Origin of the sequence: Proteiniphilum acetatigenes DSM 18083, from assembly GCF_000380985.1 — a bacterium.
GTDB lineage: Bacteria > Bacteroidota > Bacteroidia > Bacteroidales > Dysgonomonadaceae > Proteiniphilum > Proteiniphilum acetatigenes.
This window is the reverse complement of sequence record NZ_KB905704.1, coordinates 59,963-82,211: the sequence shown is the minus strand read 5'-3', so window position 1 is coordinate 82,211 and position 22,249 is coordinate 59,963. Positions and strand designations below refer to the sequence as shown.

Annotated in this window: 15 protein-coding genes; 12 read left to right on the top strand and 3 right to left on the bottom strand. The window is 43.1% G+C overall.

The features are described 5' to 3' along the window. Positions 1-172: 172 nt before the first annotated feature. The 7 genes from tig (at position 173) to F597_RS0116085 (ending at position 11,323) form a co-directional block, all read left to right on the top strand. On the top strand, positions 173-1,729 hold the full coding sequence (tig, locus tag F597_RS0116115; RefSeq protein ID WP_019540792.1) for a trigger factor: 1,557 nt from the start codon (positions 173-175) through the stop codon (positions 1,727-1,729). Between the two features lie 178 nt (positions 1,730-1,907). After that, the gene (clpP, locus tag F597_RS0116110) at positions 1,908-2,582 is read left to right on the top strand and encodes an ATP-dependent Clp endopeptidase proteolytic subunit ClpP (RefSeq protein ID WP_019540791.1); all 675 of its coding nucleotides are present in this window, start codon (positions 1,908-1,910) and stop codon (positions 2,580-2,582) included. A 3-nt stretch (positions 2,583-2,585) separates the two neighbouring features. Beyond that, entirely contained in the window at positions 2,586-3,830 is a 1,245-nt protein-coding gene (clpX, locus tag F597_RS0116105; protein ID WP_019540790.1) for an ATP-dependent Clp protease ATP-binding subunit ClpX, read from the top strand. Positions 3,831-4,088: 258 nt separating this feature from the next. After that, entirely contained in the window at positions 4,089-6,287 is a 2,199-nt protein-coding gene (recQ, locus tag F597_RS0116100; RefSeq protein ID WP_019540789.1) for a DNA helicase RecQ, read from the top strand. Between the two features lie 177 nt (positions 6,288-6,464). Then, on the top strand, positions 6,465-8,426 hold the full coding sequence (dxs, locus tag F597_RS0116095; RefSeq protein ID WP_019540788.1) for a 1-deoxy-D-xylulose-5-phosphate synthase: 1,962 nt from the start codon (positions 6,465-6,467) through the stop codon (positions 8,424-8,426). Between the two features lie 30 nt (positions 8,427-8,456). Next, the gene (trkA, locus tag F597_RS0116090) at positions 8,457-9,794 is read left to right on the top strand and encodes a Trk system potassium transporter TrkA (RefSeq protein ID WP_019540787.1); all 1,338 of its coding nucleotides are present in this window, start codon (positions 8,457-8,459) and stop codon (positions 9,792-9,794) included. A gap of 62 nt (positions 9,795-9,856) precedes the next feature. Then, positions 9,857-11,323: a TrkH family potassium uptake protein gene (locus F597_RS0116085; protein WP_019540786.1), complete on the top strand. Its 1,467-nt coding sequence runs from the start codon at positions 9,857-9,859 to the stop codon at positions 11,321-11,323. A gap of 101 nt (positions 11,324-11,424) precedes the next feature. On the opposite strand, the gene clpB is transcribed toward F597_RS0116085, so the two are convergent. After that, on the bottom strand, positions 11,425-14,013 hold the full coding sequence (clpB, locus tag F597_RS0116080; protein ID WP_019540785.1) for an ATP-dependent chaperone ClpB: 2,589 nt from the start codon (positions 14,011-14,013) through the stop codon (positions 11,425-11,427). Positions 14,014-14,326: 313 nt separating this feature from the next. Between clpB and F597_RS0116075 the strand changes: the two genes are divergently transcribed. The 4 genes from F597_RS0116075 (at position 14,327) to F597_RS0116060 (ending at position 17,841) form a co-directional block, all read left to right on the top strand. Beyond that, the gene (locus tag F597_RS0116075; RefSeq protein ID WP_019540784.1) at positions 14,327-15,418 is read left to right on the top strand and encodes a serine hydrolase domain-containing protein; all 1,092 of its coding nucleotides are present in this window, start codon (positions 14,327-14,329) and stop codon (positions 15,416-15,418) included. A gap of 93 nt (positions 15,419-15,511) precedes the next feature. Next, a complete protein-coding gene (locus tag F597_RS0116070) occupies positions 15,512-16,366 on the top strand; it encodes an aldo/keto reductase (protein WP_019540783.1) in 855 nt (284 codons plus the stop codon). Positions 16,367-16,460: 94 nt separating this feature from the next. Continuing rightward, positions 16,461-17,453: a hypothetical protein gene (locus F597_RS0116065; protein WP_026327540.1), complete on the top strand. Its 993-nt coding sequence runs from the start codon at positions 16,461-16,463 to the stop codon at positions 17,451-17,453. Between the two features lie 7 nt (positions 17,454-17,460). Continuing rightward, a complete protein-coding gene (locus F597_RS0116060) occupies positions 17,461-17,841 on the top strand; it encodes a S41 family peptidase (RefSeq protein WP_026327539.1) in 381 nt (126 codons plus the stop codon). A 93-nt stretch (positions 17,842-17,934) separates the two neighbouring features. Here the strand turns inward: F597_RS0116060 and F597_RS0116055 are convergent, their stop codons facing one another. Continuing rightward, entirely contained in the window at positions 17,935-19,425 is a 1,491-nt protein-coding gene (locus tag F597_RS0116055) for a serpin family protein (RefSeq protein ID WP_169337993.1), read from the bottom strand. Between the two features lie 99 nt (positions 19,426-19,524). Beyond that, positions 19,525-21,417 carry a vWA domain-containing protein gene (locus tag F597_RS0116050; RefSeq protein ID WP_026327538.1) on the bottom strand — a complete coding sequence of 631 codons (1,893 nt, stop codon included), beginning with the start codon at positions 21,415-21,417 and terminating at the stop codon, positions 19,525-19,527. 217 nt (positions 21,418-21,634) lie between these two features. Between F597_RS0116050 and F597_RS0116045 the strand changes: the two genes are divergently transcribed. Then, positions 21,635-22,207, top strand: coding sequence for an RNA polymerase sigma factor (locus F597_RS0116045; protein ID WP_044060401.1), 573 nt, complete (start codon positions 21,635-21,637; stop codon positions 22,205-22,207). Positions 22,208-22,249: the final 42 nt, after the last annotated feature.

The following is a 22,249-nucleotide window of genomic DNA, read 5'->3' as shown; positions in this document are numbered from 1 at the left end:
TGAAGTGCAAAGGTAGTACAATAATCCGGTAACAGAATTGCAGCGGGTTCAATAAAATATTTTTTGCAGATTAAAAGAATAACACTAATTTTGCAATCTTATTTTTTAAAATGTTTCAAACGGTTGAATTTTACGCACTTTCAACAAAAAACAATCATTTTCATATATTATAATGAAGTCAACACTGAACAAAACGAACGATGTGAATGGAACCATCGTCATTGAACTGGAAAAAGCAGATTATCAGGAAAAGGTAGATAAATCACTGAATCAATACCGTCAAAGGGCTAATATTCCCGGATTCCGTCAGGGAAAAGTACCCAAAAGCCTTATCCAAAAATTATACGGAAAAGCTATTCTGGTCGACGAAATCAATAAAATCGTTTCCGACGAAATAGGGAATTTCATTCGTGACAATAAACTTAAAGTACTGGGAGAACCTCTGCCGGCAGATAACCTGGACGAAGAGATAGATCTGGAGAAAGACGAAGTACTCAAATTCTCATTTGACGTGGCGCTTACTCCCGAATTCGATCTGAAGCTCGACAAAAGTGTTGAACTGACTTCTTATAAAGTACAACTGGAACCGGAGCTGTTCGAACGGCAGATGGATGCCTATAAACAGAATTACGGTACTTATGCTTCTGTAGAAGAGGAAGCAAAAGATACCGACCTGATCAAAGGTACACTCGTTGAAATGGATGGTGACAAGGAAAAAGAGAACGGCCAGGTAATAGAAAACGCTATCCTGATGCCTTCCTATATTAAGGATGAAGAGACTAAAAACAGCTTTATCGGAGCCAAAGTAGGTGACAGCGTGGTACTCAATCCCAGAAAAGCCTACGACAATAACGAAGCCGAAATAGCATCGCTGCTGCAAACCACTAAAGAAAACGTAGCGGAGATAAATTCTGATTTCCGGTTCGACATTAAAGAGGTGACCCGCTATAAAGAAGCAGAAATGAACCAGGAACTTTTCGACAAAGTATTGGGTGAAGGAGTAGCCACTACGGAAGAAGAGTTCAGAACAAAGGTGGGAGAAGAACTGGTGAAACAATTTAAACCGGACGTCGATCATCTGTTCATTCATGAAGCACGGGATCTCATTGTAAAGATGATGGAAGAAGTAACATTCCCCGACGAACTGTTGAAACGTTGGCTACTCGAAGCGGATGAAAAACGTACAGCCGAAGAGATAGAAGAAGATTTTCCAAAAATTCTGGAAGACCTGAAATTCCATGTGGCAAGACAGAAAATCGTGGAAGAAAACGAGATCAAAGTCGACTTCACAGATATTGAAGCTCTTGCAACAGAAGTGGCAAGAGCACAGTTTGCCCAATATGGAATGACCAACCTGCCGGCAGATGTGCTGCAAAATTATACCAAGAGCCTGCTCGAAAAAGAAGAAACAGTCCGTAACCTGTTCGACAGGGCTACCGAAAACAAACTTATCGACTGGCTAAAAGAAAATGTGACCGTAATTGAAAAAGAGATCTCATCGAAAGATTTCAGCGAATTAATGAGCGGACATATGCATCAACACGGTGAACATACAGAAGAGCACGGTCATGATGAAGATATTGTAGAAGAAATCGTTTCCGACAATAGCGTAACAGAAGAGGCGGCCGACACAGAGCAACCTGTTTCTAACGACACACCTGACACGGAAGAGGGGATGGAGTCAACCGAAAAACCGGCAAAAAAAAGAAAAACATCGACAAAAAAATAAATATCTGCTGAGCAACCTATCGATTGTTTATCAGGATTTTATTTTGTAATTCGATAATTCGTTATAAATTTGTTGTATAATTCTAACACCGGTAAGTGTAGCTGACTGTAAATTTGGCACTCTGTTTGCAGTTGCTTTATTGGTAATAATTAGAATTATAAACATCAAACCAAATTTTATGCATAACGATTTTAGAAAATATGCGGTGAAACATCTGGGCATGAACGGCTCCAGATTGGACAGTTACATGAATATCACCAGCCAGGGAGGATACATCTCCCCCACCATCATCGAGGAACGCCAGCTCAACGTAGCACAGATGGATGTTTTTTCCCGTTTGATGATGGATCGTATTATCTTCCTCGGTACCGCAGTCGACGATTATACAGCCAATGTGATCCAGGCTCAGTTACTCTATCTCGATTCTTCCGACCCGGGAAAAGATATCTCTATCTACATTAACTCACCCGGCGGGTCAGTCTATGCAGGATTGGGTATCTACGACACCATGCAATTCATCTCAAGCGATATATCTACCATTTGTACCGGTATTGCGGCTTCAATGTCAGCCGTATTACTGGTAGCCGGTACCGAGAAAAAACGGTTCGCCCTCAACCATTCACGCGTGATGATCCATCAACCGTTGGGAGGTGTGCAGGGACAAGCCTCGGACATAGAAATTACCGCCCGTGAAATTGCAAAGATCAAACAGGAACTCTACGGCATCATATCTACTCATTCGGGTAAACCTATTGAAGATGTGGCCAGAGACTCCGACCGCGATTTCTGGATGACGGCATCCGAAGCCAAAGAGTATGGTATGGTAGATGACGTCCTGACAAAAAAGAAATAAACAATGGCAAAAAAGGCGAATAGCAGCAATCATTGCAGTTTTTGTGGAAGAAGTGAACAGGAAGTAAATCTGCTCATTTCGGGTATGACCGGCTTTATCTGTGACATGTGCGCCGAACAGGCACACGAAATTGTGAACGACTCGTTCCAAAGCAACAAGAAATCAGACATCGGACTTTCCCTCTCCTCGCTCCCCAAACCGGCACAGATCAAGGAGTTTTTAGATCAGTATGTGATCAAACAGGAGAGTGCAAAGCGTTTTCTGTCGGTATCGGTCTATAACCACTATAAACGCATCCTGCAGAAGAATACCAAAGATGAGGTGGAGATTGAAAAATCGAACATCATTATGGTAGGAGCAACAGGTACAGGAAAAACATTGCTGGCCAGAACTATCGCGAAGATGCTGCAGGTTCCCTTTACTATTGTGGATGCAACTGTGCTTACTGAAGCCGGATATGTGGGAGAGGATATAGAGAGTATTCTCACCCGTCTGCTTCAGGTCGCTGACTATAACGTAAACGCCGCGGAAAGAGGGATTGTTTTTATCGATGAAATCGATAAGATTGCCCGTAAGAGCGACAACCCCTCTATCACCCGCGATGTGAGTGGTGAAGGAGTACAGCAGGGATTACTGAAATTACTCGAGGGCTCGGTGGTAAATGTCCCGCCTCAGGGTGGAAGAAAACATCCGGAACAGAGGATGATCGCCGTAAATACCAAAAATATATTGTTTATTTGCGGAGGTGCCTTCGACGGGATAGAGAAAAAAATCGCCCAACGCCTCAACACACGTGTGGTAGGTTATGCCGCCAGCAATCAAAGTTCGGTAATCGACCGGAATAACCTGATGAAATATATCACTCCGCTCGACCTGAAATCATTCGGGCTGATCCCGGAGATCATCGGGCGACTTCCAGTCCTCACCTATTTAGAGCCGCTCGACCGGGATGCACTGCTGCGCATATTGGTGGAGCCTAAAAATTCGATCATCAAACAATATCAGAAGTTATTTGAGATGGATAACGTAACACTCACTTTCGACCATGAAGCTTACGAATATATCGTCGATAAGGCGATTGAATTTAAACTGGGAGCGCGCGGATTGCGTTCTATCGTAGAAGCTATCATGATTGAGGCGATGTTCACCCTTCCATCTTCCACTGAGAAGAAAAAAATGCACGTCACCCGTGAATATGCTGCTCAACAGTTGGAGAATTCAGATCTCCACCATTTAAGAGTCGCCTGAAACATATTCCATTCACGACATATAGGAATCCCCGGCCGGTGAAAGCCGGTTGCGTGTGAATCAAAAAAACGCATGTTCAGCTTGCGTTTTTTTCATGTGTCTATCCGGCCGTTCATCATCGAATTTATACGGATTTACAGCACAACCACAGATATTCATTTTGTATTACAATAATCTTATTTGGAAATATAAAATACTTTCCTAAATTTGTGCTTGCCTTTCGGAAAAGGCAGATTTGATTACAGAGTGATTTGCTCAATGGAAAAACAAGATTTATTATACAAAGGGTTAAAGAAATATTTCGGATTCGATACTTTTAAAGGTAACCAGGAGGCTATAATCAGAAGTATCTTGTCCGGAAAAGACACTTTTGTATTAATGCCAACCGGTGGCGGAAAATCACTCTGCTACCAGCTCCCTGCGCTACTGATGGAGGGAACGGCGATTGTCATTTCACCGCTTATCGCACTGATGAAAAATCAGGTGGACGCCATGCGTAACCACAGTGAAGAAAACGGTATTGCCCATTTTCTCAACTCCTCCCTCAATAAACAGGAGATAGAAGAGGTAAAAAGAGATGTGCTCTCCGGTAAGACAAAAATGCTCTATGTAGCGCCCGAGTCGCTCACCAAGACCGAAAATGTGGAATTCCTCCGGAATATTCCCATTTCATTTTATGCTGTGGATGAGGCGCATTGTATTTCGGAATGGGGTCATGATTTCCGACCTGAATACCGGCGCATAAGGCCAATCATCAGTGAGATCAGCGTACGCCCTATCATCACTTTAACTGCAACAGCCACACCAAAGGTACAGCACGATATCCAGAAGAATCTCGGAATGACTGACGCGGTAGTATTTAAATCATCTTTTAACCGCCCCAACCTCTATTATGAGATTCGTAATAAGACTGAACAAATAGACAGGGAGATCATTAAATATATTCTCTCCCAGGGCAAAAAATCAGGAATTATCTATTGTCTGAGCAGAAAGAAAGTAGACGATTTTGCAGAGATCCTGCAAGCAAACGATATCAGGGCATTACCTTACCACGCCGGAATGGATGCCGCCACGCGCAGCAATAATCAGGATGCTTTCCTTATGGAGAAGGTGGATGTGATCGTAGCGACTATTGCCTTCGGTATGGGAATCGATAAACCTGATGTACGTTATGTGATCCATTATGATATTCCCAAGAGCCTTGAGGGTTATTATCAGGAAACCGGCCGTGCCGGACGCGATGGGGGTGAGGGAAAATGCATCGCATTCTATTCAGAAAAAGACCTGCAGAAACTGGAGCGTTTCATGCAGGGTAAACCGGTCTCGGAACAGGAGATCGGAAAACAACTGCTGCTGGAAACAGCCGCTTATGCAGAAACATCCGTATGCCGGAGGAAAGTGCTGCTGCACTACTTTGGCGAAGAGTATAACGAACCGAATTGTGAACATTGTGACAATTGTTTAAATCCCAAGAAGAAAGTGGAAGCGAAAGAGTTACTTATTACTGTATTGGAAGCGATTACCGCTCTCAAAGAAAAACAAAAGGCCGATTATCTTATAAATTTCCTTATAGGAAAAGAATCATCTGATATAGAGACGTACGGGCATAATGAATTGGAGGAATTCGGATCGGGTGCCGATGAAGAAGAAAGCACCTGGGAAGTAGTTATCCGTCAGGCACTACTCGATAACTATCTGAAAAAAGATATCGAAAACTACGGTATTCTTAAGATTACCAAGAAGGGGAAAGACTTCTTGAAAAGCCCTGTCTCATTTAAGATAACGAAAGATGATGAAGATGAGGACAACATGACCGATCCGGAAAGTGATGATTCAGATGTGATCTCTGCCGGTGGAAGCGGTGGAGCTGCCGACCCCGTGCTTTTCTCCATGATGAAGGACCTGAGGAAAAAACTGTCGAAAAAACTGAACGTTCCTCCTTATGTTATTTTCCAGCCTTCGTCACTCGAAGCCATGGCCACCTCCTATCCCATTACACTTGAGGAATTGCAAAATATTCCCGGAGTGGGTGCCGGAAAAGCAAAACGTTATGGCAAAGAATTCGTCGATCTGATAAAGAAACACGTGGAGGAAAACGACATTACCCGTCCCGAAGATCTCCGTGTGAAGACGGTCGCCAATAAATCGAAACTCAAAGTATCTATCGTACAGGCCATTGACAGAAAAGTGGCGCTTGACGATTTAGCGGAATCAAAAGGTATTGATTTCAACGAAATGCTGTCGGAAGTAGAAGCCATTGTATATTCGGGTACCAAGATCAATATCGATTATTTCCTCAATGAAGTGATGGATCAGGATGTACTGCAGGATATTTACTCCTATTTCAAAGAGACCGAGACAGATGACCTGGAGAAGGCACAGGAAGAATTGTCAGATTATACAGAAACCGAAATACGCCTGGTTCGCATCAAGTTCTTCTCCGATATGGCGAATTAAGGTGGAAAAGTGGGAAAGAGGGAAGGTCAATAAATGATTAGGGTAATTATAAACTATTTTATACCTAAACCCGTTATTAAAGAAGAAAACTGTGTGCAGAATTATGAAGCGAGCAGTAAATCTAAACATTGTCTTTTCTCTTTATTCTTTACCCCTTATTCTAAATAAAACAAGCGTATGCAATATTTACAACATATAAACAGCCCCGACGATCTGAAAAAACTCAGCATAGAACAACTGGAAACAGTTTGCCGCGAACTGAGGGAATTCATCATCGAGCAGCTTTCCAATAACCCCGGACATTTTGGATCGAGCCTGGGAACTGTAGAGTTGACTGTGGCGCTCCATTACCTCTATAATACTCCCTACGACCGACTCGTATGGGATGTAGGGCATCAGGCCTATAGCCATAAGATACTGACCGGCCGCCGCGACCGGTTTTCAACCAATCGTAAGCTGGGAGGGCTTTCCGGGTTCACCAACCCCAATGAGAGCGAATACGATACTTTTGCCGCCGGCCATGCGTCCACCTCCATCTCGGCAGCGTTGGGTATGGCTGTGGCAGCCAATCTCAGGAAGGAAATGAACCGGCATATCGTTGCCATCATCGGCGATGGATCCATGACCGGCGGATTGGCCTACGAAGGGATCAACAACGCTTGCTCGCAACCCAATAATCTGTTGATCATCCTTAACGACAATGATATGTCGATCGACAACAACGTGGGTGGAATGCAGGATTACCTGGTGAAACTGACCACTTCTGCAAAATACAATAAGGTACGGAACAATATCTACCAGGGTTTCAAAAAACGAAATCTGATTTCGGAAAAAGAAAAGAACCTCGTCCTGCGGTTCAATAACAGCGTCAAATCCCTGATAACCAAAGAGCAGAATCTGTTTGAAGGATTCAATATCCGCTACTTCGGGCCTGTGGATGGGCATGACCTGCCGGGGCTGATCCGTATACTCCGTAATATCAAAGACATGCAGGGGCCGAAGTTGCTCCATATCAAAACCGTCAAAGGTAAAGGATTTAAGCCGGCTGAAAAATCGGCCACCATCTGGCATTCACCGGGTCTTTTCAATAAAGAAACCGGCGAGCGGATCCTGAAGGATAATGAAAACCAACCCCAGCTTTATCAGGATATTTTCGGTCATACTCTGGTGGAGATGGCTGAGAAAAATGAGAAAATCGTGGGAGTGACTCCGGCCATGCCCACCGGCTGTTCCATGACTTTTATGGCAGATAAGTTTCCCGACAGAGCCTTCGACGTCGGTATTGCCGAAGCACATGCCGTAACCTTTTCCGCCGGCATGGCAAAAGAAGGATTGATCCCGTTTTGTAATATTTACTCATCGTTTATGCAACGGGCATACGATCAGGTGATCCATGATGTGGCACTACAAAAACTGAAAGTGATATTCTGCCTCGACAGGGCCGGATTAGTAGGGCCTGACGGTCCTACCCACCATGGCGTATTCGACCTGGCCTACCTGCGTCCTATACCTAATCTGGTAATCTCGGCTCCTTATAACGAACATGAACTGCGCAACCTGATGCACACAGCCGTATATGGAAACGAAGGACCTTTCGCGATCAGGTACCCCCGTGGCCAGGGTGAGATGACCGAATGGAAAAACGAACCCCATATCCTTCCTATCGGTAAAGGGAGAAAACTAAGAAAGGGAAAAGATATAGCCCTCCTCTCCATTGGTGCGATCGGTAATAATGCAGCAAAAGCAATCGACGAGGCTGAAGAATCGGGCATCACTGTAGCCCATTATGATATGGTCTTCCTAAAGCCCATTGATGAGGAGTTATTGCATAAGGTGGCAAGGAAATTCAAATATATCATCACCGTGGAAGATGGGGTCATTAAAGGAGGTCTGGGGAGCGCCGTCCTCGAGTTCCTTGCAGAAAACGACTATACTGATGTTCATCTGCTCCGCGTAGGTATCCCCGATGAATTCGTTACCCACGGATCAGTCAGGGAACTTCAGCAGATCACCGGAATCGATGAAAAGGGTATTCTGGAACATATTATGCGTATGTACAAGGAGACCAGGGGAATTCATGCACATCTACAGCCACCGCATAACAGGATAAACCCTGTTGTACAGATACATAACCGTTGAGATAGAGAATCATTAACCGCAAAAGAGGCAATGAAGATTTTAATAGCAGGTGCGGGCGAAGTCGGAACCCATCTGGCAAAACTTCTAGGACAGGAAAATCACGACATAACACTCATCGATGCCGATAAAGACCGGCTTGCCATTATACGCGACAACACCGATATACTTACCTATATCGGAAATTGCACGTCACTCAAAGATCTTACGGAAGCAGGTGCAGCCAATACCGATCTTTATATCGGTGTAACTCCTGAAGAGTCCAAAAACATTACCTCCTGTATGCTTGCATCCAATTTAGGAACGAAAAGGACGCTTGCGCGTATAGATAATTATGAATACCTGTTACCCAAGAACAAAGAATTCTTTGAGAAGTTGGGGATCCACTCCATGATCTACCCGGAACTGATCGCAGCCCGGGAGATCGCTATGTCGCTTAAAACACCATGGGCCCGCTTCTGGTGGGAGTTATGTAACGGTACGGTGATCCTTGCCGCTGCCAAAGTAAGGGAAAACGCTCCTATTGTAAATACCTATCTGTCCGATCTTACACAGACTAACAAGCGTTTCCACATGGTGGCTATCAAGCGTAATACACACACCCTTATACCTAAAGGAAGCGACCAGATACTCCCTGATGATATTCTGTATTTCACTACGCTCAGGAAACATATAGATTCACTCCCCGAACTGTTCGGAAAAAAATCGTTCGAAACAAAAAAAATCATGTTCATGGGAGGTAGCCGTATCACTATGAGAACAATTCAACAACTCCCGCAGAACATCAGCATAAAGATCATTGAAAGGGATAAGGAACGTGCTCAGATGTTAGTCGAAATGGCTCCATCCAATGTTACTGTTTTTGTGGAAGATGGGAGGAATACCGAATTTCTTCTGCGGGAAAGTATCGCCGATACCGACGCCTTCCTCGCCCTTACCGGTAATTCCGAGGCCAATATTCTGGGATGTATAATGGCTAAACAGTACGGGGTAAAAAGGACAGTGGCCGAAGTAGAGAATATCGATTATATTTCGATGGCGGAACGGTTCGATATCGGAACAGTGATCAATAAGAAGCTGATTGCCGCCAGCAAGATCTATGAATTGTTGCTGAAAGCCGATGCTTCCAATATAAAGAGCCTTACGATTGCCGATGCCAATGTGGGTGAAGTCATAGCCAAGCCCAACTCCAAAGTGACGAAAAAACTGATCAGGAATTTGAACCTGCCCTCTGACATCACTTTCGGAGCGCTTATCAGAAACGGAGAACCCATGCTGGTGGATGGAGATACATTGATCGAACCCTATGATCAGGTAGTGGTGTTTTTTCTCAATAAATCGCTAAAGAGTATCGAGAAACTGTTTAATTAAATTGGCCACGGGCGGATTATGTACTCCATAAGTACAACACGCCTCCAGACAAACGACAAAGCATGCAGAGATTTAACTATCAGTTTGTATTGAATACCATAGGTCTGCTCCTGATAATTGAAGCGATCTTCATGCTCTTTTCCGCATTGGTAGGCGAATATTACAACGAAACTGCCGTAAGAAGTATTTACCTTTCATCGCTTATCAGCTTCGGCTCGGGAATGCTCATCACTTTTTGGGGAAGAAAAAGAAGGCGTACGACGGGTAATATTACCAAACGGGAAGTTTTCCTCACTGTCACGCTCTCCTGGTTGATGATGGCGCTGTTCGGTACACTACCCTACCTCTTCAGTGGAGCCATTCCCTCTTTCACGAATGCATTTTTTGAGAGCATGTGCGGTTTCACCACCACCGGCAGCTCTACACTTGTCAATATAGAAGCATTTCCCAAATCACTCCATTTCTGGCGTAGCTTTACACAATGGATCGGAGGGATCGGGATTATCATCTTCGTCCTCTCGTTTATGCCTATCTTCGGAGGGATCTCAAACCAGTTCTATGAAGCAGAAGCCACAGGTATCGCAGAGGACCAGTTCCGCCCACGTATCAGCGAGATCACCAAGCAGATGGCATTCACCTATCTCGGCCTGACCATTCTCGGATTCTTCTTTCTCTGGGCTGGTCCGATGGATGCGTTCGATGCAGCTTGTCACACACTCACAGCTATCTCCACAGGTGGTTTTTCTACCAAGCAGGCTAGTATTGCTTTTTTCAACTCTCCTTATACGGAATATGTAATCACCTTGCTTATGTTTCTGGGTGGTACCAATTTCCTTCTCATCTCGGCGCTTGTCACACGCTTCAAGACTACTATTATCAGGGATGAAGAGTTCAAATGGTATTTCCTGATTATCATTCTTTTCACTGTAGGGATCACCGCAGGTCTGTTGACTTCAGGGCAGATGCACGATATAGAACAAACTTTCCGGATAGTGCTCTTCCAGGTCGTGGCCGCAGTCACTACCACAGGATTTGCCACAGCCGATTTCCAGTTGTGGGGCTCTGGTTACTGGCTTCTTTTCCTGACGATGATCCTCTTTTGCGGCAGTGAAGGTTCCACTTCGGGCGGCATGAAGATCTCCCGCCTGATAGCACTTTCCAAAAACGCACTATTGGTTTTCAAGCGGCAGGTACATCCCAATGCACTTTATGTGGTGAAAATGAACCGGAAAGTGATCACCGGCGAAACCATGTCTCGTCTATTTGCTTTTGTCTTTCTGTATATCACCCTCACGGTGATCAGTGCTGTAATATTGGGGCTTACAGGAATGAATTTCGAAGAATCGATCGGCGTTTCTCTTTCATCCATCAGTAACTACGGCTTCGGATTAGGCTCGTACGGACCCAGCGGTACGTTCGAATCAGCCACTCCTTTTATGAAATACTATCTCAGTTTTCTTATGCTGATAGGACGTCTTGAGATATTTACCGTACTCTCGTTGTTTATCCCCGGATTCTGGAAAAGGTGATTTCAAATTCAAAATTCAAAAAAGTGGAATCGGAGCCATGTCCGTTCCACTTTCACTAAATAAATTTTCACTTTTAATTTTTCATTCTTAACTCTTTAGAATTAGTTCCTGAAAAAGATCGTATCGTCAATAGCGTCGATAATGATCGGTTTTGTCTTATCCACTTTTCCGGCCAGCAGATCTTTCGAAAGCTGGTTCAGCACCTTGCGCTGGATCAACCGTTTCACGGGACGTGCTCCGAATTCAGGATCAAAACCGGCTACAGAAATACTTCTGACCGCTTCGTCGGTGTACCTCAGTTCGATGCCGTTCTCCGACAACATCTTCCCTACAGCACCGAGTTGGATGCGGACAATCTGTTCGATTTCATCCTCCTTCAGCGGAGCAAACATGATGATATCGTCGATCCGGTTCAAGAATTCCGGACGGATAGTTCTTTTCAGCATATCCATCACCTGATTCCGGGTATTTTCGATGATCTCTTCACGGTTCGAAGGAGTGATCCTTTCAAAATTCTCACGGATCAGATTCGATCCCATGTTAGAGGTCATGATGATAATGGTATTTTTGAAATTCACCACCCTACCCTTGTTGTCGGTCAACCGACCGTCGTCCAGCACCTGCAACAGGATATTAAACACATCCGGATGGGCCTTTTCAATCTCATCGAACAATACCACTGAATAGGGTTTACGGCGGATAGCTTCAGTGAGTTGTCCACCTTCATCATACCCCACATATCCCGGAGGCGCTCCAATCAGCCGGGTAGCACTGAATTTCTCCTGATACTCGCTCATATCGATACGGGTCATCATATTCTCATCATCGAAGAGGTATTCTGCCAGTGCTTTCGCCAACTCCGTCTTACCGACACCCGTCGTGCCCAAGAAGATGAAAGAACCGACAGGACGTTTCGGGTCGCTCAATCCGGCACGGTTACGCCGCACTGCATCAGCCACGGCAGAGATAGCTTCCTCCTGGCCGACGACACGCTTATGAAGTTCTTCTTCGAGATGAAGCAGTTTCTCCCGTTCACTCTGCAGCATCTTACTCACCGGAATACCGGTCCACCGCGATACTACATCGGCAATATCTTCAGCATCCACCTCTTCTTTGATCATGGCACGGCCACCTTGACGTTCATGCAGTTGTTTCTGTAACTCTTCTATCTCATTTTCTTTTTCCTTGATCGTACCATAACGCAATTCGGCCACCTTGCCGTAATCACCTTCACGTTCGGCACGCTCAGCCTCGAATTTGGCATTTTCTATGTCGATCTTATCCTGTTGTATCTTATTGATTATTTCTTTTTCAGACTGCCATTTGGCCTTGTATTCCGATTCTTCAGCCTTCAGGTCTTCAATCTGCCTGGTAAGTAACTCTTCTTTTTGCGTATCATTTTCACGACGTATTGCTTCACGTTCGATCTCCAACTGCTTGATTTTCCGCATGATCTCATCCAGTTCCTCAGGCACAGAGTCCACCTCCATACGCAGTTTGGCTGCTGCCTCGTCCATCAGGTCGATCGCCTTGTCGGGCAGGAAACGATCCGTGATATAACGGCTCGAAAGCTGTACGGCAGCAATAATCGCCTCGTCTTTAATGCGCACCTTATGGTGATTCTCATATCTCTCCTTCAGACCACGAAGGATCGAGATTGTATCCGATTCACTCGGTTCGTCCACCATCACTGTCTGGAAACGGCGTTCCAGGGCTTTATCCTTTTCGAAATACTTCTGGTATTCATCCAGCGTAGTAGCTCCTATGGCACGTAATTCGCCACGTGCGAGGGCCGGCTTCAGTATATTGGCCGCATCCATCGCTCCTTCACTCTTTCCTGCGCCTACCAATGTATGGATCTCATCAATGAAAAGGATGATCTCCCCTTCCGACTTTACCACTTCGTTGATCACCGACTTCAATCGTTCCTCGAATTCTCCCTTGTATTTTGCTCCGGCAATCAGTGCTCCCATATCGAGAGAGTATATCTGCTTGCTCTTGAGATTTTCCGGCACATCACCCCGCACGATACGATATGCCAGCCCTTCGGCAATAGCCGTCTTGCCGGTTCCCGGCTCACCGATCAGGATGGGATTATTCTTGGTACGACGGCTTAGAATTTGCAAGACGCGGCGAATCTCTTCGTCCCTACCGATCACAGGATCGAGTTTACCGTTACGGGCACGTTCGGTAAGGTTTACGGCATATTTACCCAGCGACTGGTAGGTATCTTCCGCCGACTGGCTGGTCACTTTTTCCCCTTTACGCAGCTCCTTTATAGCTGCCTGCAACTGGTTCAGTGATATACCCGCATCTTTCATTATCTGCGATGCGCTGTTCTTTTCATCCAGGATAGCCAACAGCAAGTGCTCCAGAGACACAAACTGATCACCCATCTTGCTGGTAAAATCAATAGCTTTCTGGAAGACTGCATTGGTCTCACGGCTCAGCATCGGATCACCTCCCGATACACGGGGGAACGATTCAATTTCCTTGTCGAGCACTCTCTCCAGGTTTTGAGAATTTACACCCAGTTTCTGGAACAAAAATCCGGTTATATTTTCGCCTACCAGTATCACCCCTTTGAGCAGATGTGCCGGCTCAATCATCTGCTGATTGTTCCCCTGTGCCAGGTCGATAGCCTTTTGTACCGCCTCCTGCGCTCTTATTGTAAAATTATTAAAGTTCATATGATAATTTTTTTAAGTTCACCATCAGAAATCCCCCGTCATGTGAGCACGCAAACCTTTATTCAATAACAAAATAGTAAAGACAAAGTTCTTACAATGACGGTATTCTGAATGTTGAATATCAGAAAATACTGATTTATGGAACTAAAACCCAAGGGGTCAAAATCTTTGCCAAAGCATATAAACTGACTTTTTGGCAGGAGTAGATAATATACTTCAAAGAAAATCCAAAAGGCTTTTTATTTTTGTCTTTGCTTTTTTAATACTATTGTGTATATTTGTGCGTTAGCTGGTATTATAATCAAAATCCCGAATGAAAAGAATATTTTTTCTTTTAATCGCAACCTGTTTAGCAAACGTACTGTTTGCTCAAATTGAGAGTGCAGGCGTAAACGCTTTGGGTAACTACCCAAAAGCAATTGCAGAAATCATCTTTTCAAAAGCCAAAGACCTACCGAATAATGCTCAACTCTCCATTGCCATCGTTCAAAACGGAAAAGCAAATTATTTCGGAGTAGCAAGAGACAACGAAACTATCAAACCTACTGAAAATCAAAGCAAAATATTTGAAATCGGTTCAATCACAAAAGTCTTCACTTCTACCGTTTTAGCTTCATTGGTCGAAGATAAGAAAATCAAACTAACGGACCATATCAATTCTTTCTACCCATTTGACTTTAAAGGCAATATCACAATAACGTTTGAGAGTTTGGCGAACCACACCTCGGGAATAGCTCGTTTGCCTGAAAACTTAGATTTAGCAAACACAACCAACCCATACAAAAGCTATGGTCAAAACGAAATAGAGAAATACTTGAAAAATCTGTTGAAACTTGATAACGAGCCCTTAAAATCGTATGCTTATTCAAATCTAGGAGCAGGATTATTGGGTTATACGTTGGGTATTTCTCAAAAATCCACTTTTGAAGAGTTATTACAAGAGAAAGTTTTTGACAAGTATAGTATGCACAACTCATACACAACTTCTCAAAACTTAAAAAACCGACTTGTAAAAGGATCAGACAAGAAAGGAAATGTCGTGTCTAATTGGGATTTTGATGTTTTATTTGGTGGTGGCGGAATTTTATCAACCACCGAAGATTTGGTGAAATTTGCAACCGCACAATTTGATTCTACAAACAAGGAACTTGAATTGACAAGAAAACCGACTTTCGAGATTAACGAAGGTTTTAAAATCGGCTTAGGTTGGCACATTTTGAAATTAAAAAGCGGCAACGACTTGTATTGGCATAACGGAGGAACAGGAGGATATTCTTCTTCAATGACCATCGATTTAGAAAATGAAACAGCGGTCATAATCCTGTCCAATGTTGCAGAGATAAACAAAACCATTGACGACTTAGGATTTGAATTGATAAACGAAGCGAAAAAAAACACCAACTAACACTGTTGACAACCATTCAAGTCCGGTTGCCCGCATTAATTTTACTTTACACAATTTTTCCAATATAATTGAAAACAATAATTTGAATCGTATATGACAGAAATCATTTTAAATGACGGAAACAGAATACCAATTATAGGTTTTGGAACATACAAATGCGTAGATAAAGAGGGCGTTCAATCAATAAAAAATGCTTTGGCAAAGGGTTACAGGTTGATTGATACGGCCGCCGTTTACAACAATGAAGAAGAAGTCGGGAAAGCAATAAAGGAAAGTGGAATTGACCGAAAAGAAATTATTGTTACCACAAAATTGTACCGGGAAAATTTAGGATATGAAGAAGCAAAAAGGGCTTTTGAAGTGTCGCTCAAAAAACTGGGTTTGACGTATGTTGATTTGTACTTAATACATTGGCCGGCCAACGCAAAGAATTATACCAATTGGCAAAAGGCCAATGCAGATAGTTGGCGTGCCATGGAAGAGTTACAAGCTGAGGGAAGAATAAAATCTATTGGCGTCAGTAATTTCTGGCAGGAACATTTAGAGGCACTTTTTCAAACCGCAAACATCATTCCTGCGGTTAATCAAATTGAATTTCACCCTGGTTATTGGCAACCTGAATTGACCGCGTTTTGTAAAAAGAATGGTATTACTGTTGAGTCCTGGTCACCTTTAGCAAGAGGCAAAGTTTTTGGAAATGAAGTATTAAAAACAATCGCTAAAAAATACAATAAATCAGTCTCTCAAATTTGCTTACGTTGGGTAATTCAACACGAAACGGTTGTAATTCCGAAATCAAATACACTTCAAAGAATTGAAGAAAATATCGATATCTTTGATTTTGCATTATCGGAAGAAGAAATGAAACAAATAAACGCACTTCCGGAAATGGGATTTAGCGGAGAATTACCCAATATATGGCCGGACAGGATTAGGGTAAGCAATTAAAAAGAACTTTTTCGCTATATTTGTGGCCTTCGGCTTAAGTTGAGATATTCTGTTGGAGATCCAAAAAATAGAATGACAAATTAATACGGGATATATGAAACACATTCTTTTATCATTCTTTTTTGTTGCTTTTCTGTCTTGCAACCAAGCAACAAACTCTACAAAAAACTGTTTGCCAAAAGAAAAGGAGAAATCGCTTGTGGCCTTAGGGCAACTTTGGGGTTTTCTAAAATACCACCACCCGATGGTGGCTGAAGGAAAATTGGATTGGGACAAGGAATTGGTAAAAATCATTCCGGCTATTATGAATGTGAAAGATGAGAAGGAATGGAAAATTATTCTGGATAATTGGGTAGATAGCCTGCCAGCAATAGAAGTTACACAAAAAGATACAATTCCATTGTCAAGGGTCAAGGTGAAGGCTGATTACGGAAAACTGTTTGATACAGCATATCTTAATCAAAGAACTATTGATAAATTGCAATTTATTTTAGATAATACGCAAGCCAAAGAAAATCACTTCATTAAATTAAATTATCGCAGGACCTCAAATGAACCGTTTGTAATAATTACCAATGAACCGGCTTATGATGATATGACATTCCCAGAGTTACCATATCGTATTTTGGCGTTATTCAGATATTGGAATATTGTCAATTATTTTTTCCCTTATCGTGATCTATGCGATACAAAATGGTCGGAGGTTTTGCCTGAAATGTTACCTGAATTTGTCTGTGCTGAAAATCAAAAAGAATACACGCTTGCCTGTCTGAAACTTAGTGCCAAAATTGACGATTCACATGGAGGTATCCGGCATAATGACACAACACTATTTTATGAAGTATATGGACGGCGCAAAGTCCCATTTGAAACAAAATTCGTTGAAAACAAATTAATAGTTACATCATTTTCAAATGATTCTGTCGGTATTGAGAAAGAAATTTCAGTTGGAGATATTATTACATCAATCAATGGAGAGAAAGTTGAGACGGTTGTTGAACGCCTATTACCGTACACTCCAGCATCAAATTATGAAGTGAAATTAAGGAATATTGCGATGAGAATTTTGCAGACAAAGTTTAAGTAATGTTTCCATGCCGGGATACTTTTTAATTAGCAACGAATATCCTCTTCCAAGCGATGAAATAGGAAGTTATCCATATAAAGTAGTGGTAATAGTGAATGAATACACGCAAAGTTCGGCTGAAGACCATACTTTTTTCTACTGTCTTGCACCACAGGTCACAATAATAGGCAGTAAAACAGCCGCAGCCAATGGTGCTATATTCTCGTTCCCTCTTCCAGGCGGCATAATAACATCTATGACAGGTATAGGTGTGTATTATCCCGACGGAACCTGTATGCAACGTACTGGAGTCAGGATAGATGAAGAAATAAAACCTACAATAGATGGTATAAAAAAAGGGAAAGATGAACCTTTGGAAAGAGCAATTGAAATTGTGAAAGGAAAATAAATTTAAAAGCATAAGGATTATAATACTACTTTCCAAATGCCTGCAATATCTTCTTTTAACCCTAATTTGACAAACTCCTTAGAAGAGACGATACTAGTGCATATCCGGAGGGGGGACGTCTATCCGTCCTATGAAGAGTATTACTCCGGTACTTTTTTCTCTGATCAGGAACAGGAAAGGACGGTCGGCAAAAAAGCGTACAGGTTCACTGAGAGCTTTCATTGTTCCAAAACCAACGATCATCATTGCTGTTGCTGCCGCCGCCTCAGTACCCTCTTCATTCACCTCCACAAATGTTTTTTGCAGGATATTGGATACCGACATATCCGTATCGGCCATATTTGCAAAGCCACCCTTAAAAATTGACCCCATTCCGGCATTTGTCAACGGTTGATTGAGCGGGAGTTGACATTCTATTCTGAACCGCGGCATTTTCAACCACACTCTCTCCTCCTCCATCTCGTTCACGACAAGATCCCATTTCATGTTACCCAGATGGTCAATTAACTGGTCGATACTCCCATTTTCAGGTGGAAGAATAGCTATCATGCTAAATGCCTCGTTTCCGTATGGCATTTCAACACATTGTAAATATTGATCGGCATAATAAGGCAGGTTGGTAGTCTGCTCCATCATATTTACCCGCCTCTTTATGTTATCACTTTTAGTAAAATCATCCGGTTTAGTTTTCTCCTTATCAAATTTTTTATCCCTTTGCCATTTACTTTTAAAATAGATGGCATTTGTCAGGATCATATCAGCTCCGTACGGATTGACAGCGATATTGTTGATTCTTCCTCTCGTTTTATCGCGACACCAATTGTTGATAATGCCAGTTGCTTTTGGATCATTGAAATCGATCGCTTCTATATCTGCATCAAAATATTTTTTTCCGGTTCCGATAAAAGCCTCTTTCACCTGAAAATTGTTACGGTACCAGATGGCATTGGTAATCGCGATTTCAGTAGTCGGATCAACCTTCAATAATTGCTGTGATATTGTCCGATAATACTCATTGAACTCGGATTCAGGAAGATTGCTTACATTAATCATTTTAGCTATTTCCATACGGGTATTGCCGGAAGATCCATTATAGAGTATCCCTATCACCTGATTAAGGCTAAAAGGGGAAAAGAATGTATTGGCACCCTGCAACTTTGAAACTTCCCTGAACATTTTAAAGCCCAATTCATTGTCAGCATTTGCTTTTTCACGTTGCCGTCCGGTCAAATTCACAGGTTTTGCAGGCTCTATTCCTTTCATCAAATCTCCTTCCTCCATCACAATGTCTATCACTGACCGATTTTCTACAGCAATCTCCCGGCTCTCCAGACCAAGGTAAGAAAATTGTAAAATCGCGCCTTCAGGAACCATCACAGCATATTTTCCATCAATATCTGATACGGTCCCCCTGGTTGTTCCCTTTACAGTAACAGTTCCCCCTATCACTCTTCTGCCTGACGGGTCGGTTATAGTTCCCGAGACTCTCCGCTCCGTTCCTTGTGCATATAAGCAGGAAGTATACATAACAGTCAACAATACACATATGACCGTAACTATTCTAAACGATATTTGATTATTCATCACATTCATTTTACAAATTTAGAATATCAGACTAATTATTCGAACAATATCACTACATTCTTTACGGATATTATTGATGGACAGAATTACTTTTTCAGATCATTTCTCCAACTGCTGTACCGTTTCCACCAACCGTATAAACTCGCGGCGGTAGCCGTTCGGATCATCATTCAATCCTTTACGGGCCAATTCGAGGACTTTTGCATAAGAAGCGTCTTCTTTGAAATCGGAATCGCGCAGCAAGTGACCAAACATGGCGACCGACATAATGAAGTTCAGGTCTCCCGACACCTCTGCATTCATCGCGTTTGCCAATACAGGGACTTCTAATTTACGGCTCGTATCTTCGTCCGGGTTCTTGTAACGAAGTTTCACAGTCAACAACTCGTTGTTGTTGGAGAATTTGGAGGTGGGAGCCTCTTTTTCCGGAGACTGGTATTTCAAAGGATCTATCTTACCTACCGGAGCTTCCACACCGACAGGGACTATTTCATACAGCGCCGTCACTGTATGCCCGGGTCCCAGTTCACCCGCATCTTTGAGGTCGTCATTGAAATCTTCATCTTCAAGCAGCCTGCTTTCGTAACCGATCAGGCGGTAGGCATTGACGAACGCGGGGTTGAATTCCACCTGTATCTTCACGTCTTTTGCCACAGCGTACATCGTACTGCCGAATTCATTCACAAGCACCTTATTGGCCTCCTGCAGATTATCGATATAGGCATGATTGCCATTGCCCTTCTGTGCCAGGATCTGGAGTTTGTTATCCTTGTAATTCCCCATTCCATACCCGAGAACGGTCAGGAAGATACCGCTTTTCCGTTTGGTTTCAATCAACGACTCCAATCCGTCCGTGCTGGAAACACCTACGTTAAAATCACCGTCGGTACATAAGATCACCCGGTTATTCCCGTCTTTCACAAAATTCTTTTCGGCAATCTTGTATGCCAGTTGGATCCCTGCTCCCCCGGCGGTAGAACCACCGGCCTGAAGATTCTCCAGTGCATCGATGATCTTCTGCTTATCGACGCCGCTTGTCGGGGATAATGCTTCACCCGCCGCTCCGGCATAGGTAACGATCGCGACGCGGTCCTGCGGCCGTAGGTTATTCACCAGCAGTTTCATCGATGACTTCACGAGCGGTAATTTATCGGCACTGAACATCGATCCTGAGACATCGATCAAAAAAATAAAATTGCTTGCCGGCAATGTCTCCGAAGGAATTTCCTTTGCTTTCACACCGATACGCAGCAGTCGATGTTCTTTATTCCACGGGCAGACTGTCGTTTCGGTAACGATCTTTACCGGATGGCCATCTGTAGGCTGCGGATAGTCATAACTGAAATAATTGATCATCTCTTCAACCCGTACTGCATCTTTTGGTGGCATCTGTCCCTGATTGATCATGCGGCGGATATTGCCGTAGGAAGCAGCATCCACATCGAGTGAAAAGGTGGAAAGCGGTTGCTTTACAGTCGAAAGAAAACGATTCTCTTTAAAAGACTCATACTCTTCGGTATTGACGTCACGCACAATAACAGGATATGGGAATAGGTACGCTCCGGCTTCCCGGACCGTTCCCCGCACGAGGATACCGGGTGTCCCGCCTCGCACTAATGTAACTGCTGCTCCAACCAGATTTTCCTTTTTCTGTTTTCCAAAAGCCACGACCGTCACCTCTTCCAATAGCGCCACCTCTTGCTGCAAATACACTTCTATCCATTCACTCTCCACTTTCACCTCTTTTGGCTTATAACCGATATACTGAAATTGCAGTATTTTACCTTTTCCGGTCCTGATGCTGAATTCACCATTCATATCCGTAAAAATTCCCTTTTTTGTCCCTTTCTCCATAACGGTGACACCGGACAACGCTAATTTCCCCTGGGCATCATATACCCGTCCCTTCACTTCCATCTCCTGGGCGAAAACCGCTAACGACATAACCACTGCAAGGAGCATCAAACTGATTCTTTTAACTGTTGTCTTCATAACTTTATTCATTTATTGATTTGCAGATTTACTGATTTTACTGATTAAAGGATTCAATTCACTATCACTACTTCCCGACTTGTCGGGCTCATTCAATTATACCTTTCCACTCTTCCACCTTTCCACTTTATAGATACAATTGTGCCCGGAATTCCATAACCGAACGAATAATTTTTTAATTTTGCAAAGTATTTTTTATGAATGAACAGGCAACGAATTGAAAAACAGGCGGAAAATAACGACCCTATCGAACGATGAATTGTTTGCACTTTGCCAGAAAGAAGAACAACCGGTCTGCTTTAGCGAGTTGTACCGCCGCTATATCCCGATGGTATATGGATTATGCCTGAAATATCTTGGTAATGAAAGTGATGCGCAGGATGCCGTGATGGATCTGTTTGAAGAAGTTTCACAGAAAATCAAACGGTATGATATACAGAATTTCCATACATGGCTTTATAGCGTAGCGAAGAATCATTGCCTGCTGCGTTTACGGAAAGCAAAACAATCGTCTTTTGTAAATATTGACGATACAATTATGGAAAACGGCGATTTTTTTACTCTATTAGATAAGGAGAAATCGAATGAAGAAGAATCGGCGTTGATATTCTGTATGAACGAATTGGGGGAAGAACAACGAAAGAGCATCGAATATTTTTATTACGAAAACAAATCGTATGCCGACATCGTTTTCATTACGGGATATACACTCGAAAAAGTGAAAAGTTATATTCAGAACGGAAAGCGGAATTTGAAAAACTGTATTAGGCGGGTATTGAAAATTGAGTAGGCTTTTATTAACGTTCAGTTATAATGCGTAAAGAATTGCAGG